The sequence below is a fragment of the Streptomyces odontomachi genome, from assembly GCF_024435355.1.
GTDB lineage: Bacteria > Actinomycetota > Actinomycetes > Streptomycetales > Streptomycetaceae > Streptomyces > Streptomyces odontomachi.
In genome coordinates, this window is sequence record NZ_JAMJWG010000013.1 from 299,359 (window position 1) to 313,403 (window position 14,045).

Here is a 14,045-nt window from a genome sequence, read left to right on the forward strand (position 1 = left end):
CGCACTTCCCATGAGGAGGCACGGGTGGCCGAGACTCTGAAGAAGGGCAGCCGGGTGACCGGCGCCGCGCGCGACAAGCTCGCGGCAGACCTGAAGAAGAAGTACGACTCCGGTGCGAGCATTCGGGCGCTGGCCGAGGAAACCGGCCGCTCGTATGGCTTCGTCCACCGGATGCTGAGCGAATCAGGCGTCACGCTGCGGGGACGCGGCGGCGCCACACGGGGTAAGAAGGCCGCCGCCAGCTGACGGCGGACGGCACCCCTCCGACGGTGCCACCCGGACGGCCCTTCCCCCCCCGGGGCGGCTCCCAGGTCCACACGGCCCTGGGAGGGCTTGGGGGACCTGGAAGGTCCACAGGTTGACCGGGTGGTTACTGTTCAGTACGCGCGGGTTCGCCACTTGGGATCCCGCCCGGCTGTAGCGCATCGGAGGAACCCGTGGATTCGCTCGACCTTGACCCAGTAATCGACAAGGACGGCGTACGGCTCACCGTCGACGACGCGATCGCCACGGTGACGCTCAACAATTCGGCCAAGCGCAATGCCCAGAGCTTCGCCCTCTGGAGGGCACTTGCCGAGGCCGGTCGCGCCCTGCCGGGCAGTGTCCGTGCCGTGGTGCTCCGGGCTGAGGGGGTTTCCTTCTCCGCGGGGCTCGACCGGCAGGCGTTCACGCCGGAGGGTTTCGACGGTGAGCCGTCGTTCACCGATTTCGCCCGTGGCTCGGACGCCGAGCTCGACGCGGTCATCGCCGCCTTCCAGGAGGCTTTCACCTGGTGGCGGCAGCCCGACGTGATCTCCATCGCCGCCGTTCAGGGGCATGCGATCGGGGCCGGGTTCCAGCTCGCGCTCGCCTGCGATCTACGCGTCGCCGCTGACGATGCGCAGTTCGCCATGCGTGAGACCAGCCTTGGCCTGGTGCCGGACCTCGGAGGGACGCACCCGCTCGTGGCGCAGGTCGGCTATGCGCGCGCCTTGGAGATCTGTGCCACCGGGCGCTTCGTGCACGCCGATGAAGCGGCTCGGATCGGCCTGGCCAACCTCGTCGTGCCCCGCGCTGAGCTGGACGACGCCGTCGCAGATCTGACGGCCGCACTGCTTGCCGCCCCGCGAGGTGCCCTGATCGAGACCAAGGCCCTGCTCCAGGGTGCGACGGCACGCTCCTACGACGAGCAGCGTGCGGCGGAGCGTGCCGCCCAAGGCCGCCGCCTCCGTGAACTCGCAGGCCTCGGCGACTGACCCGGCGTTGCGGACGGGTTCCGGCGGACGGATCCCGGTGGTCCCGGTGGGTCGGCCGGTCAGGACGGGCCGGGTGATCCCCGTCGACCGAAGGGCAGCGGACCTCTCGAACGGGTGCGCCATGGTCAGGGCAGGTCGGTGATGAGAACCGCCACCGTGGGCCGGTCCGCGAGCGCGTCGGCCGCCGCACGGCGTACCGCGCGGGCCACGTCCAGGGGATAGCCGTCGCGGGTGACCGCGATCTCCACGCGTACATGGCGGGTCGGCAGGGCGGCACCCCCGGCGGCACCGGCATCGGGCCGGTCGTCGATGCGTACCGGGTGCCCGAGCCCCCCGAGCCGGCCGGTGAGCCCCGCCACCCCGCGCACCGCCCGTACCGCGGCGGCCACCCGCTCCTCGTCACCAGCGTCGTCCTCGCCGGCACCCGCCGTGCCCGAGCCGGTTGCGGCACCGCCGTGCGACCCGTGGCCGTCGGGCCCGAAGGTGCCGTGCGATCCGTGCGTGCCGTGCCGGTGCGGATCCCAGTCGGACGTGCCGGGCGGCCCGACCACGCCGGGTGGCGGGCCGATCGGGCCACCGCCTCCGGCGCTCCGGGGCCGCGTCGAGCCGGCTCCGACCTCCTCCGCCCGTGCGGGAGGCTGGTCGAGAAGCGCGGTCACCCGCAGATCGACCTCGTCGACGGCCAACCCGAGCCGCTCCGTGGCACCCGCCCACAGCACCTCGCGCAGCCGCCCCGCCACCTCCGGAATCGGCTGCCCGGCCGGGACGGCGAACGCCGCCTCGACGCGCAGCGGACCGTGCGGCAGGGCGCTCGGCGGCGGCGGGACGGTGGATCGGTGTGCAACGGGAGCTTCCGGGTCGGCCAAGGCGATCCGGAGCGTGCCGAGGCGCGCTTGCGGCACCGTACGCGCTGTCCGACGCAGCGCGGCGCGAGCCGCAGACTCCGTCAGCCAGGCGCCGTCCTCAGGGCCGCCGAGCGGCAGCAGCCTGCCCAGGCCGAGCTGTTCCCGCACCACTTTTGACCACCGGTCGCGTGTCATTGCTCCAGCCTGCCGTATCCCCGGCGCGCAATGGGGTAAGGGCACCTAGTGTGGTCAAAGAGGCAGATTTCCCATAGAGCGGTATGTATCCCGTTGAAAGGGGCGAATCGCAATGACTGAGACCACGGGACTGAGCCGGGGGCAGCGTACCGAGCAGGGCGACAGGTCGGCCGAGCAGCGCAAGGGCGACCAGGGCCGGCGCACCGTCGCCTCCGGCACCCGCGGGCGCACCACCATCGCCGACGGTGTGGTCGAGAAGATCGCCGGTCTTGCCGCCCGGGATGTCTTCGGAGTGCACGCGATGGGCAGCGGCATCGCCCGCACCTTCGGGGCGATGCGCGAGCGGGTGCCCGGCGGCGGCACCAAGTCCGTCACGCGCGGCGTCAAGGCGGAGGTAGGCGAGGTCCAGACGGCGCTCGACCTGGAGATCGTCGTCGACTACGGGGTCGCGATCTCCGACGTGGCACGCGATGTGCGGGAGAACGTGGTCGGAGCCGTGGAGCGCATGACCGGCCTGGAGGTCGTCGAGGTCAACATCGCCGTGAGCGATGTGAAGCTCCCGGACGAGGAGGACGAGGAGGAGGGCGAATCCCGGTTGCAGTAACACACAGCGCACGCCGCGCATCGTGCGCACCTGCGTACCTCGCGCGCCGCGTTGCACCGCGCCGGGTCCCATCTGCCGCGACGTCGGGGAGACCTCCCCGAGGGGCGACCCGGCGCGGGCACAGTGACAGCGACTCACAAGGAGCGCACGATGATCATGGCCATGATCGGCATGGTGGCCGGTATGGCCCTCGGGTTCGCCGGGTACTTCGGCGGGTTCGGGGCTTTTGTGCTGGTGGCGGCGCTGGGCGCGATCGGCTTCATCGCCGGACGTTTCGTCAGCGGAGACCTGGAGCCGGGAGACTTCTTCCGCCCGCGCGGCGGTAGGCCGAGGTGACGCGGATGCCCGACGGGAGCGTCGCCGCAGCCGAGCGCGGCGCCACCCGGATCGCGGATCGGGTCGTCGCCAAGATCGCATCGCATGCCGCACGTGAGGCCGTCGGCCCCCTGCCGCTCGGCGGTGCCGCACCGCACGCGAGCGTCGCCGTGCACCAGCACCTCGCCCGGGTGCGCGTCAGCATCGACCTGGACTTCCCCACGGACATCGGTGCCCGATGCGCCGCCGTGCGTCGTCGGGTGATCCAGCGGGTAGAGGCGTTGGCAGGTATGGCGGTGCCCGAGGTCATCGTTCAGGTGGAGCGACTGCACTCGGCCAGGACGCGCGGCGAGGGCCAGGGGAGGACACGATGAGCGAGCCCGGCGGTATGCGGAAACACGGTGATCCCGGGGAGGACGCTTCCCCGGGCCAGCCCGGATCCGTCGATCCCGCCGGCTCCCCGGCCTCCGGCACGACCCAGCGGCTGCCGGTCCTGGACAAGCCCCTGCCGGCCCCCGCCACCGCCTACAACCCGCTCGACGGCGCGAACGCCGCACGCCGGTTCTGGTCGGCGCGCCGGGTCCCGTCGGGTATCGTCGCCACTCTCCTCCTCGCCGGCTCCGGACTGCTGCTGTACGACATCGCCGCGGTACGGGCCGGCCGGTCCGCCCTCCAGTGGCGGAAGTCCCTCGCCGGCGACCTGGCCAGCCGCCCCCTGAACGACGTGGCCGTACTGGCCGGCGCTGCGGCGGCGGCCGCCCTCGGCCTGTGGCTGCTGCTGCTCGCCGTCACGCCCGGCCTGCGCCGCCTGCTGCCGATGCGCCGCACGCACGCCGACGTGCGCGGCGCACTGCACAGCAAGGCGGTCACGCTGGTGCTACGCGACCGCGCCATGGAAGTGCCCGGTGTGCAGTCGGCCGCCGTGCACACCACACGCCAACGGGTCAGGGTCCGGGCCCTCGCCCACTTCCGGGAACTCGACGACGTACGGGCCGATCTGCACGCCGCGCTGGTCGAGGGCGTCAGGGATCTGGGTCTCGCGCGCGCACCGGCGCTGACGGTGCGGGTGGCGCGGGCCGGAAGGAAGGGGTGAGCCGGGTGGCCAAGACCGTCAACCGCGTCCTGCTGGCGCTGGTCGGCCTGGTGCTGTTCGCCCTGGGCGGGTCCGTGCTCGCGGTGGGCCTGGGCGCCACGCCGCCGTCCTGGTGGATCCACCAGAGCACCCACGACGTCCTGCTCACCCGGCACGAGCGGACCCGCTGGCAGGGCACCGACTGGTGGTGGCCCACCGTCTTCGCGGCACTGGCGATCGTGCTGCTGGGGGCCCTGTGGTGGCTGTCCGCCGTGCTGCGCAGGCGGCGGCTCTCCGAGGTCCTGGTCGACACCGGAGACGGCGAGGAGGGGCTGCTGCGCGGCCGGGCCATGGAGGACGTACTGGCCGCCGAGGCCTCCGCCGTGGACGGCGTGGAACAGGCCGACGTGACGCTCACCGGCCGGCGCGGGCGACCGGAGACGCGGGTGCGGTTGCAGCTCGGCCCGGCGGCGGCGCCCGGCGACACCCTGCACCGGCTGACCACCGGCGCCCTTGCGGTGGCCCGTGAATCGGCCCGGCTGGACCAGTTGCCGGCCGTCGTTCAGCTGCGTGCGGTCAGACATCGCGCTCAGCGGGTGCTCTGACCGCTCGGCGGGTGCTCAGGCCTGGGTGAGGCGGTTGCACACAGGCCCGAGGGGCCATGGGAGGTTCCGTCCCCACGACCCCTCGTCGGCCCGGCCTCCTTCGAGGCCGGGGCAGGTCAGAAGCCGCGGAGGGCGCCGCCGTCCACCGGGAGCATGATCCCGGTGAGGTACGACGCCGCGGGCGACAGCAGGAATGCCGCGGCGCGGCCGAACTCCTGCGGCGTGCCGTAGCGGCGCAGCGGGATGTGCGACTCGTGGGTGGCACGGGACGCCACGGGATCGGCGGCCAGGCCGTCCAGCTCCCGCACCCGGTCGGTGTCGATCCGGGCCGGCAGCAGACCGAAGACCCGGACGCCCTGCGGGCCCAGCTCGTCGGCGAGCGACTTGGCGAAACCGGCGAGACCGGGGCGCAGCCCGTTGGAGATGGTGAGCCCGGCGATGGGCTCGTGCACCGAACCGGACAGCACGAAGCCGATCGCGCCACGCTCGTCCGCGCCGTCCGCGCCGCCTTCACCGGCGCCGTCCGCACCGTCCCGGGTCAGTTCCGTGGCGACCGCACGCGCGAGCCGGACCGCGCCGAGGAAGACCGAGTCGAAGGCGGTGCGCCACTGGTCGTCCGTGTTGCCCAGGCCCGAGCCCGGGGGCGGGCCGCCGACGCTGATCAGTACGCCGTCCACCCGGCCGAAGTGCTCACGGGCGGCCGCGATGAGCCGGCCGGGTGTCGCCGGGTCGGCGTTGTCGGCCACGACTCCCACCGCGCCGGCGCCGAGTGCCGCTGCCGCCTGTGTCGTGCGCTTCTCGTCCCGGCCGGTGACGATCACCTTCGCGCCGTCGGCCACCAGCTCGCGCGCGCTGGCGTTCCCCAGGCCGCGGGTGCCACCGGTGACGATGTACACGCGTCCTTGCAGTCCCAGATCCATGCGGCCCATCCTGCCAGCCGGTCCCGCTGCCGCCGCCCGGGCCCCCGGCCCACCGGCACCCGGCGGCGGTGGGTCACCGGCCGACCGCGTCCCCGTACAGCACGAACGCCGTCCCCACGAGGCCGATGTGGCTGAACGCCTGCGGGAAGTTCCCCAGCTGGCGGCCGGAGACCGGGTCGTACTCCTCGGCGAGCAGCCCCACGTCGTTGCAGAGCCCGACCAGCCGTTCGAAGAGCGCGCACGCCTCGTCCCTGCGCCCGGCCAGGCACAGCGCGTCGGCGAGCCAGAACGAGCACACCAGGAAGGTGGCCTCGCCCCCCGGCAGACCGTCGAGGTGCGCGGTGTCGCCCTGCTGCGTGCTGTACCGGTGCAGGAAGCCGTGGTGTGACAGCTCGGCGGAGATCGCGTCGATGGTGCCGAGGACCCGTGGGTCGTCCGGCGGCAGGAAGCCGGTGCGCGGGATGAGCAGCAGGGCGGAGTCCAGCTCCGTGGAGCCGTAGTACTGGGTGAAGGTGTTGCGGCGCGCGTCGTAGCCGTGCCGCAGCACGTCGCGGCGGACCTCGTCGCGCATCCGGCGCCAGCGGTCGACGTCGCCGGTGAGCTCCGCGTTGTCCTCCATGGCCCGCACCGCGCGGTCCGCGGCCACCCACGACATGATCTTGGAGTGCACGAAGTGCCGGCGTGGGCCGCGCACCTCCCACAGCCCCGCGTCCGGCTGCCGCCACGCGGTCTCCAGGAACTCCAGCAGGGCGTTCTGGATCCGCCAGGCGTGTGGCTTCGAGCCCAGACCCGCCCGGGCCGCCAGGGTGAGGGAGTCGATGACCTCGCCGTAGACGTCGAGCTGGACCTGCTGGACGGCCTGGTTGCCGATCCGGACCGGGGCCGACGCCTCGTAGCCGGGCAGCCAGGGCAGCTCGAACTCGGGGATGCGCCGCTCGCCGGAGAGCCCGTACATGATCTGCAGGCCGGCCGGGTCGCCGGCGACCGCGCGCAGCAGCCAGTCGCGCCAGTCCCGTGCCTCGTCCAGGTGCCCGGCGGCGAGCAGCGCGTCGAGGGTCAGGGTGGAGTCACGCAGCCAGCAGTAGCGGTAGTCCCAGTTGCGCACCCCGCCCAGCTCCTCCGGCAGCGAGGTGGTGGCCGCGGCGACGATGCCGCCGGTGGGCGCGTAGGTGAGGGCCTTCAGCACGATCAGCGAGCGCATCACCTTCTCCTTGTGGGGGCCCTGGTAGACGCAGTGCTTGGCCCAGGCCTGCCAGTCCGCCACGCTGCTCTCCAGCGCCTCGAACGGGTCGATGAGCGGGGGACGCGGCCGGTGGGAGGGGTGCCAGGTGAGGACGAAGGCGACCTTGTCGCCCGGCTCCACGGTGAACTCGGAGTGGGTGCCGAAGTCCTTGCCCCAGGTGCGCACCTCCGGCTCGCTGCGCAGCCAGATCGAGTCGGGCCCGGCCACGGCGACGCGGTGCCCGTCGGCCCGGCGCATCCAGGGCACCACCGAGCCGTAGTCGAAGCGCAGCCGGATCGTGCTGCGCATCGTCACCTGACCGGCCAGGCCCTCGACGATCCGCACCACGTCGGGGTGCTCGTGGCGCTGCGGCATCAGGTCGGTGACGCGGACCGCGCCTTCGGGGGTGTGCCACTCGGTGTCGAGGACGAGCGTGTCGGGCCGGTAGGAACGGCGGGAGCAGGTGTCGTGGTCCGTCGCGCCTTTCGGCGCGAGCCGCCAGTGCCCGTTCTCCTCGTCGCCGAGCAGTGCGGCGAAACAGGCCGCGGAGTCGAAGCGAGGCAGGCAGAGCCAGTCGATCGAGCCGTTGTCGGCGACGAGCGCGGCGGTCTGGTGGTCGCCGATCATCGCGTAGTCCTCGATGCGTCGCTGCATCCTCTCCGGGTGCCCGCGCCTGCCTGTGGGCATTCCGCGCTGGTCGGGTGGCTGGCCGGATGCCTTGCGAACGCCGCGGCCGCGAGGCAGCGGCGCCGGGAGGCTGCGGGGGCCTGGAGCCTGCCCGGCGGATCAGGCCGCATTCGGGCAGCGGCTCCCTTTCGGTGCAGGTAGACGGCAACGTCGCTGGGGGTACCTCCCACGCCCGTTCAGGGCGGTGGGGGAGGGCGTACCAGACCCCGCGACCGCGGCAAGATCCGCCGGACGGGCCCTAGACCGTGGCCGGGGTGTCCGACCGGGCGTTCGTGGCCTGGCTTGCCGCGGCGGCCCGGTCGCGCCGTTCGCGGCGGGCCAGGACGACCCACCCCACCGGCACTCCCGCGGAGAACAGCCACCACTGGATCGCGTACGCCATGTGCGGGCCGATGCTGCTGTGGTCGGGGGGCGGGATCAGCTCGGGGGTGTCACCCTTCGGCGTGGGCGTGGTCTGTTCGATGTATCCGCCCAGTACCTGCCGGCCCAGCGTCTCGGCCTGCTGTGCGCTGTTGATCAGCATGACCTGCCGGTCCGGCAGGCCCTTGACGTCCTTGATGCCGCTCGCCGCGGTCGTCTCGTCGGCCATCAGCCGGCCCGTGACGGTCACCTCGCCCCGCGCGGGGGCCGGGATCTTCGGGAACGCGGTCTGGGCGCCGTTGGCCGGAATCCAGCCGCGGTTGACCAGGAGGACCCGGCCGTCCCTGAGGTCGAGCGGGGTCAGGACGTGGAAGCCGACCTGCTCGTCGGCGTTGGTGCGGCGCCGCACGACGACCTCGTGCGCGGTGTCGTACGTGCCGGTGGCGGTCACCCGGCGGTACAGCTCGTCGTGCGAGACGGCGTGCCCGGGTGAGGTGAGCCGCTCCGCGGGCACCGGGGGAGCGCCCAGCGCGTCGGAGATCAGCTGGTTCTGAGCGACGCGGTGCTCGTGACGGTGCAGCTGCCAGAAGCCCAGCCGGATCATCACCGGGATGAGGACGAGGGCGACGAGGGTGAGGATCACCCACTGCCGGGACAACAGGAAGCGGTACACCCCATGACGGTACCCCCGCGCCCTGGCACGGCCGCGGTCAGGGGTTGGGCGTCCGGCTCGGGGCGGCGGCCGGTCACGATCCGGTGCCGGACGATCCGCCGCTGCCCGCTGCCCGCTGCCCGCTGCCCGCTGCCCGCTGCCCGCCGTCAGGCGTTGTCGACGATGCCGGGCTGCCCCTCCGCGCGTGAGCAGTGCGCACCGCAGTACCAGTGGCCGTCGACCTCGACGCCCTGCCCGATGATCTGCACTCGGCAGTGCTCGCAGATGGGCGCCATGCGGTGGATGGCGCAGGCGAAGCAGTCGAAGACGTGCACGGCGCCCTGGGCATGCACCTCGAAGGACATGCTGTAGTCGTTTCCGCAGACCTCACAACGTGCCATGCGCCACAGCGTGCGGGCCCGGCGCACCGCAGGGCCGGCGCCGGACGGCGAGTCGTGCGGCAATCACCCGTCTGACGCCGGGGCGTGCGCCGGCAGCGAGGGTGGCGCCGACCCGGCGCAGGGTCCCGAGACGGGCTCCGAGGCGGGCTCCGCGCCCCCGGCGGGCTCCGCGCCCTGCGCGGGCGCGACGTCCCGCAGCAGCTGGCCGAAGGCCGCCTCGTCGATCACCGGTGTGCCGTACTCCCGGGCCTTGACGGTCTTGGTGGTGCCGGAGTCCGGATCGTTGGTGACCAGCAGGCTCGTCACACGGGACAGGCTGGTGGCGACGTGCAGCCCGGCCTCGACCGCGCGGTCCTCCAACAGCTCGCGCTCGACGGAGGTGTCACCGGAGAACGCCACGCGCATGCCCTGCTTGAGCGGCTGCCCCGGCACGTAACGGCCCGGATTGGGATACGGGCACGGCGGGCGCTTGCGGGACGGGCGCCAACTGGTGGGCCGGTACCCGGACTGACGCCCGATCCGGCCCTGCACCGGCACCGCTCCGCCGCCACCCGCGCTCTGCCGCGCATACCCGCCCTCGTACCACTCGGTGAGCGGCCGGCACTCCAGCAGGGGCAGCCGCACTCCGCCGCGCGCCGCCGCGTGCAGGCTGGGCCGGAAGGCCTCGGCGAGCACCCGCGCGTCGTCCAGCGCGTGGTGCGCGCGCCGCTGGACGACGCCGAAGTGTGCGGCGAGCGTCTCCAGCTTGTGGTTGGCCAGCGGCAGGCCCAGCTCCTTGCTGAGCGCGATGGTGCACAGCCGCTGACGCACCGGAACGGCGCACTGCGCGCGGGCGTACTCGCGGGCGATCATGGACCAGTCGAAGACCGCGTTGTGCGCGACGAGTACCCGGCCGTCGAGCCGGGCCGCGAACTCCTCGGCGATGTCCCTGAAGAGCGGTGCGCCCTCGAGCACATCGCTGGTCAGGCCGTGGATCCAGACGGGGCCCGGGTCGCGCTCCGGATTGACCAGCGTGTACCAGTGGTCCTCGACCTCGCCGCGTGCGTCGACGCGGTAGACCGCCGCCGACACGATCCGGTCGTCCCTGGCGAGCCCGGTGGTCTCCACGTCGACGACTGCGTAGCCCTGCGGGTAACCGTCCGGCCAAGTCGAGGCGGCAGCCACGGAGTCGACCGGAACCGGGGCGAGCGCGGACGCCGGAGTCGAGGGATCTTCGAGCATGGTCACTGAGGATACGGGGCAGGTCTGACACCGCCGCTACGGGCCGGCGGCCCCCTGGCGACGCACCCCCACGGTGCCCACCGCGGCACCCGCCGGTCAGCCGCGCCGGACCACCTGGACGAACCCCCGCGAAGAACCACGGGGGCGAACCACCGGGACGAGCGACCGTACGAGCGACCGTACGAGTGACTGAACGAGCGACTGAACGAACGGCGCCGACGCACCGTTTGACGAACGACGTCGAGGGGCGACGTGCGACGGACCGCTCCGACGGGCGAGTGGCCGTGGTCGGACGCCCGCTCAAGGTGAGACCCTCACCTGGTGAGTGACGAGGCATCCGAGAACGGACCTGAAGGCGAAGCGCACGACGACCACCCGGGCGTCGACCACCCCGGGGAAGAGCACGGCGCATCGCTCGGCAAGCGGCTCAACTGGCTGCGCGCCGGCGTGCTGGGCGCCAACGACGGCGTGGTCTCCACCGCCGGCCTCGTGGTCGGCGTCGCAGGGGCCACCGGCAACCGCGGCACGCTGCTGACCGCCGGCATCGCCGGGCTGCTCGCCGGGTCGATGTCGATGGCGGCCGGCGAGTACGTCTCCGTGTCCACGCAGCGCGACACCGAGCGCGCCGCCCTCGCGCTGGAGCGCCGCGAGCTGCGCGAGCAGCCGGAGGAGGAGCTCGAAGAGCTGACCGAGCTGCTCCAGGAGCGTGGTCTGGACCGGTCGGTGGCGCTCGAGGCGGCCCGGCAGTTCACCGAGCGGGACGCCCTGCGCGCGCACGCCAGCGTGGAACTGGGCATCGACCCCGACGCACTCACCAATCCCTGGCACGCCGCCTTCGCGAGCTTCCTCGCCTTCACGGTGGGTGCGCTGCTGCCGTTGGCGGCGATCGTGCTGCCGCCCCCCGCCTGGCGGCTGCCCGTCACGGTCGTCTCCGTGCTCGTCACGCTGGCCCTCACCGGCTGGACCAGCGCCCGCATGGGCGCCGCCCCGGCGCGCGCCGCGATCGTACGCAACGCCGCCGGCGGCGCCCTGGCCATGGCGCTGACGTACGCCACGGGTTCGCTGCTGGGCGCCGCCGGGGTCTGAGCACGGATCCGGTTCCTTTGGTGGAAACCAACAAAATCAAGGATGCCGGCCTCGAGAATACTTGTCAGTAACAACATCTAGCCGTCACCGGACACTGCTCCTACGTTCGATGTATGCCGAACCTGCCCGATGCCGTGCTCTGGTCCATCCCGGCCTTCGTGCTGCTCACCGTCGTCGAGATGGTCAGCTACCGGCTGCACCCCGACGAGGACGCCGCGGGCTATGCGGCCAGGGACGCCGTGACCAGCATCGGCATGGGGCTCGGCAGCCTTGTCTTCGACGCGTTGTGGAAGATCCCCATCGTGGCGATCTACACGGCCGTCTACGAACTGACACCGCTGCGGGTGCCCGTGCTGTGGTGGACCGTGCTGCTGATGCTGCTCGCACAGGACTTCTGCTACTACTGGTCGCACCGCGGCCACCATGTCGTCCGCATCCTGTGGGCCTGTCACGTGGTGCACCACTCCAGCCGCAAGTTCAACCTCAGCACGGCGTTGCGGCAGCCCTGGACATCGCTGACCGTGTGGCCGTTCTACCTGCCCCTGATCGCATGCGGGGTGCATCCCGCCGCGCTCGCCTTCTGCTCGTCGGTGAACCTGGTCTACCAGTTCTGGATCCACACCGAACGCATCGACAAGCTGCCCGCCGCCTTCGAGTTCGTCTTCAACACCCCCTCCCACCACCGTGTCCACCACGCCTCCCAGGGCGGCTACCTGGACCGCAACTTCGGCGGCATCCTGATCCTCTGGGACCGGATCTTCGGCTCCTTCGTACCGGAGGTGGAGCGTCCGGAGTTCGGCCTGACGAAGAACATCAGCACCTACAACCCGCTGAAGGTGGCCACCCACGAGTACGTGGCCATCGCCAGGGACCTCAAGCAGGCGGCCGACTGGCGGGAGCGGGCGGGCCGGTTCCTGCGCGGCCCCGGCTGGCAGCCCACGCTCGCGCCGGCCGTCGCCGCGCAGGCTTCGGCGTCCGCCCCGGCGCCGGGCACGGCCGCGACTCCGCTTCCGGCGTCCGCCCCGGCGCCTGGCACGGCTGCGGCTTCGGTCTCGACCGCGGGTGAGGTGTCACGGGCCGGTGTACCCGACGAGGCGCACTGACCTTCGCGTTCACCCTCGCGTTCACCATCTGATCGGCACCGGCAACGCCGTCAGCAGGGCCGACACCGCTACCACCACACCGAGCACCGCGACCTCGGCACGCGCCGGCGCGCAGGCCGTGAGGGGGTCGCGGGCGTCGGGTGGATCGCCCGTGCGCGGCTGGTCGTGGAGGCGCGCGGAGCTCCCTGGGCGCGGTAGCGCCCGCGGCAGCGCCGCCGCGAGCCGGAACCGCGCCGTGAGCGCCAGCGCGCAGACGCCGGTCACCAGGACCAGCTTGGCGAGCAGGGCCCGCCCGTACGCCGTCGTCACCAACTGGTCCAGCAGGGTGGCCGGTGGCATGCGGCGCACCGTGCTCATCGCCCCGGTCAGCGCCAGCGCCGCCAGCAGGATCGCCGCCCGGCGCGCATAGGCGGCAAGCAGCGCCGCACCGTTCGCCGAACCCGCGCCGGCGGCTGTGCCATCCCCGTCAGACGCGCGCCACAGCCGTACCGTGCGCAGCACCTGCCACAGACCGCCCAGCCAGAGCACGGCACAGGTCAGATGGACGGCGGTCAGGGCGGAGCCGAACAGCGGCCAGGACTCCGTGTTCGGGTGGGCGCGCAACGCCTCAGCGGCGACGACCGCCGCGGGTGGCACCAGCCGGCACACCGGGTACCGGGTGCGTGCCCACAGCAGCGCCAGCAGGAAGGCGTTGACTTCGACGAGCGCCAGCACGCCGTCCCGAGTCCGGTACAGCCCGGCGGTGTCCAGGTCGGCGAGCCGATGCGGGATCAGATTGCCCGCAGCGACGACGCAGGCGAGCCCCAGCGCGGCCAGGAAGCCGGCAGCGGCCGCGGGCACCGCCCGGCTCGGCGGCGGGCGCACCGGCGCACCCGGCACCCGGCGCGCGAGCCACCCCGCGTACGCCTCCCCGACCGGTACGCACAGCGCCGCACAGAGCACCGTCCGCAGCACCGCGATGCCGCCGGCTCCGGGCGCCGCCACCTCTCCCGTGCCGTGCAGGGCGAGCGACGGACCGAGCAGGGGCACGACGAAGGCGGCCAGGGCCAGCAGGACGACGTAGCCGAGGGAACGGTCCAGTGGTGCCGCCGGACGCAGCAGCACCGGTGCGCGCGCGGCAACCCGGGCCCGGTCGGGCGGTCCGGCGCCGGCGGGCCCCGGCGCGCCGTCGGCCCTGCCGGCGTCGTCGGCCGGTCGTGTCCCACGCGCACTCACGCCACCCAGCCGACCAGGCATCCCGCACCCGGGCAACCCGGGTGATACGCCCGGCTGACCCGCGCAGGGGCACGCCACGCGCCGGAGCACGCCACGGGCCGGACACCACGGCGCAGGCGGTGGCGTACCACGGAGCGCGGGGCGTGGGGCGCGGCGGGTCGCTGGCCGGGCGTGCTTCCCCACCCGGCCAGGACCCCGCTTGCGCCTGGCGCGCTCATCGCACGCCTGGAGCGGGTGCGCTACTTCTGCACCGTCTTGCGGGCCGTTTTACTTCTGCACCGCGTTCAGGGCGTCGGCCAGGCCCACT

At 73.1% G+C, this 14,045-nt stretch carries 16 protein-coding genes; 9 read left to right on the top strand and 7 right to left on the bottom strand.

From position 1 onward, the window contains the following. The first annotated feature begins 24 nt into the window (after window positions 1–24). On the top strand, window positions 25–246 hold the full coding sequence (locus NQO67_RS26010) for a helix-turn-helix domain-containing protein (protein ID WP_018533414.1): 222 nt from the start codon (window positions 25–27) through the stop codon (window positions 244–246). Between the two features lie 191 nt (window positions 247–437). After that, window positions 438–1,235, top strand: coding sequence for an enoyl-CoA hydratase/isomerase family protein (locus NQO67_RS26015; RefSeq protein ID WP_255952679.1), 798 nt, complete (start codon window positions 438–440; stop codon window positions 1,233–1,235). A gap of 125 nt (window positions 1,236–1,360) precedes the next feature. Here the strand turns inward: NQO67_RS26015 and NQO67_RS26020 are convergent, their stop codons facing one another. After that, window positions 1,361–2,275 (bottom strand): hypothetical protein, encoded by a 915-nt coding sequence (locus NQO67_RS26020; protein WP_255952680.1) that lies wholly within the window; start codon window positions 2,273–2,275, stop codon window positions 1,361–1,363. Between the two features lie 112 nt (window positions 2,276–2,387). Here NQO67_RS26020 and NQO67_RS26025 point away from each other — a divergent pair, with 112 nt between their 5' ends. The 5 genes from NQO67_RS26025 to amaP all read left to right on the top strand — a co-directional run bounded on the left by NQO67_RS26025 (window position 2,388) and on the right by amaP (window position 4,871). Further along, window positions 2,388–2,879 carry an Asp23/Gls24 family envelope stress response protein gene (locus NQO67_RS26025; RefSeq protein WP_255952681.1) on the top strand — a complete coding sequence of 164 codons (492 nt, stop codon included), beginning with the start codon at window positions 2,388–2,390 and terminating at the stop codon, window positions 2,877–2,879. Between the two features lie 150 nt (window positions 2,880–3,029). Further along, the gene (locus NQO67_RS26030) at window positions 3,030–3,215 is read left to right on the top strand and encodes a hypothetical protein (protein WP_255952682.1); all 186 of its coding nucleotides are present in this window, start codon (window positions 3,030–3,032) and stop codon (window positions 3,213–3,215) included. A 5-nt stretch (window positions 3,216–3,220) separates the two neighbouring features. Beyond that, window positions 3,221–3,568, top strand: a complete 348-nt coding sequence (locus NQO67_RS26035) for an Asp23/Gls24 family envelope stress response protein (protein ID WP_255952683.1) — start codon at window positions 3,221–3,223, stop codon at window positions 3,566–3,568. Beyond that, window positions 3,565–4,287: a DUF6286 domain-containing protein gene (locus NQO67_RS26040; protein ID WP_255952684.1), complete on the top strand. Its 723-nt coding sequence runs from the start codon at window positions 3,565–3,567 to the stop codon at window positions 4,285–4,287. Before NQO67_RS26035 ends, NQO67_RS26040 begins: the two co-directional genes overlap by 4 nt. Next, window positions 4,284–4,871 carry an alkaline shock response membrane anchor protein AmaP gene (amaP, locus tag NQO67_RS26045; RefSeq protein ID WP_255952685.1) on the top strand — a complete coding sequence of 196 codons (588 nt, stop codon included), beginning with the start codon at window positions 4,284–4,286 and terminating at the stop codon, window positions 4,869–4,871. The genes NQO67_RS26040 and amaP overlap by 4 nt, the downstream gene beginning before the upstream one ends. 116 nt (window positions 4,872–4,987) lie before the next feature. Here the strand turns inward: amaP and NQO67_RS26050 are convergent, their stop codons facing one another. The 5 genes from NQO67_RS26050 to NQO67_RS26070 form a co-directional block, all read right to left on the bottom strand. Then, window positions 4,988–5,791, bottom strand: a complete 804-nt coding sequence (locus NQO67_RS26050) for an SDR family oxidoreductase (protein WP_255952686.1) — start codon at window positions 5,789–5,791, stop codon at window positions 4,988–4,990. 73 nt (window positions 5,792–5,864) lie between these two features. Then, window positions 5,865–7,667, bottom strand: a complete 1,803-nt coding sequence (locus tag NQO67_RS26055) for a glycoside hydrolase family 15 protein (protein WP_255952687.1) — start codon at window positions 7,665–7,667, stop codon at window positions 5,865–5,867. Window positions 7,668–7,938: 271 nt separating this feature from the next. Further along, on the bottom strand, window positions 7,939–8,733 hold the full coding sequence (locus tag NQO67_RS26060) for an SURF1 family cytochrome oxidase biogenesis protein (RefSeq protein ID WP_255952688.1): 795 nt from the start codon (window positions 8,731–8,733) through the stop codon (window positions 7,939–7,941). A 146-nt stretch (window positions 8,734–8,879) separates the two neighbouring features. Next, on the bottom strand, window positions 8,880–9,113 hold the full coding sequence (locus NQO67_RS26065) for a metallothionein (RefSeq protein WP_255952689.1): 234 nt from the start codon (window positions 9,111–9,113) through the stop codon (window positions 8,880–8,882). Between the two features lie 63 nt (window positions 9,114–9,176). Then, window positions 9,177–10,334 carry a DEDDh family exonuclease gene (locus tag NQO67_RS26070; RefSeq protein ID WP_255952690.1) on the bottom strand — a complete coding sequence of 386 codons (1,158 nt, stop codon included), beginning with the start codon at window positions 10,332–10,334 and terminating at the stop codon, window positions 9,177–9,179. 435 nt (window positions 10,335–10,769) lie between these two features. Here NQO67_RS26070 and NQO67_RS26075 point away from each other — a divergent pair, with 435 nt between their 5' ends. Both NQO67_RS26075 and NQO67_RS26080 read left to right on the top strand, forming a co-directional pair. Then, window positions 10,770–11,420, top strand: coding sequence for a VIT1/CCC1 transporter family protein (locus tag NQO67_RS26075; protein WP_255952711.1), 651 nt, complete (start codon window positions 10,770–10,772; stop codon window positions 11,418–11,420). Between the two features lie 113 nt (window positions 11,421–11,533). Next, complete coding sequence (locus NQO67_RS26080) at window positions 11,534–12,523, top strand: sterol desaturase family protein (RefSeq protein ID WP_255952691.1); 990 nt, start codon at window positions 11,534–11,536, stop codon at window positions 12,521–12,523. A 21-nt stretch (window positions 12,524–12,544) separates the two neighbouring features. On the opposite strand, the gene NQO67_RS26085 is transcribed toward NQO67_RS26080, so the two are convergent. Further along, a complete protein-coding gene (locus NQO67_RS26085; protein WP_374119102.1) occupies window positions 12,545–13,759 on the bottom strand; it encodes a CopD family protein in 1,215 nt (404 codons plus the stop codon). Between the last annotated feature and the right edge of the window lie 286 nt (window positions 13,760–14,045).

Bases quoted from the DNA above. Each gene is read 5' to 3' on its own strand.
- NQO67_RS26020 (WP_255952680.1), bottom strand. From the start codon at position 2,275: ATGACACGCGACCGGTGGTCAAAAGTGGTGCGGGAACAGCTCGGCCTG.
- NQO67_RS26035 (WP_255952683.1), top strand. From the start codon at position 3,221: ATGCCCGACGGGAGCGTCGCCGCAGCCGAGCGCGGCGCCACCCGGATC.
- NQO67_RS26085 (WP_374119102.1), bottom strand. From the start codon at position 13,759: ATGCCTGGTCGGCTGGGTGGCGTGAGTGCGCGTGGGACACGACCGGCC.
- NQO67_RS26030 (WP_255952682.1), top strand. From the start codon at position 3,030: ATGATCATGGCCATGATCGGCATGGTGGCCGGTATGGCCCTCGGGTTC.
- NQO67_RS26050 (WP_255952686.1), bottom strand. From the start codon at position 5,791: ATGGATCTGGGACTGCAAGGACGCGTGTACATCGTCACCGGTGGCACC.
- NQO67_RS26070 (WP_255952690.1), bottom strand. From the start codon at position 10,334: ATGCTCGAAGATCCCTCGACTCCGGCGTCCGCGCTCGCCCCGGTTCCG.
- NQO67_RS26065 (WP_255952689.1), bottom strand. From the start codon at position 9,113: ATGGCACGTTGTGAGGTCTGCGGAAACGACTACAGCATGTCCTTCGAG.
- NQO67_RS26080 (WP_255952691.1), top strand. From the start codon at position 11,534: ATGCCGAACCTGCCCGATGCCGTGCTCTGGTCCATCCCGGCCTTCGTG.
- NQO67_RS26055 (WP_255952687.1), bottom strand. From the start codon at position 7,667: ATGCAGCGACGCATCGAGGACTACGCGATGATCGGCGACCACCAGACC.
- NQO67_RS26040 (WP_255952684.1), top strand. From the start codon at position 3,565: ATGAGCGAGCCCGGCGGTATGCGGAAACACGGTGATCCCGGGGAGGAC.
- NQO67_RS26025 (WP_255952681.1), top strand. From the start codon at position 2,388: ATGACTGAGACCACGGGACTGAGCCGGGGGCAGCGTACCGAGCAGGGC.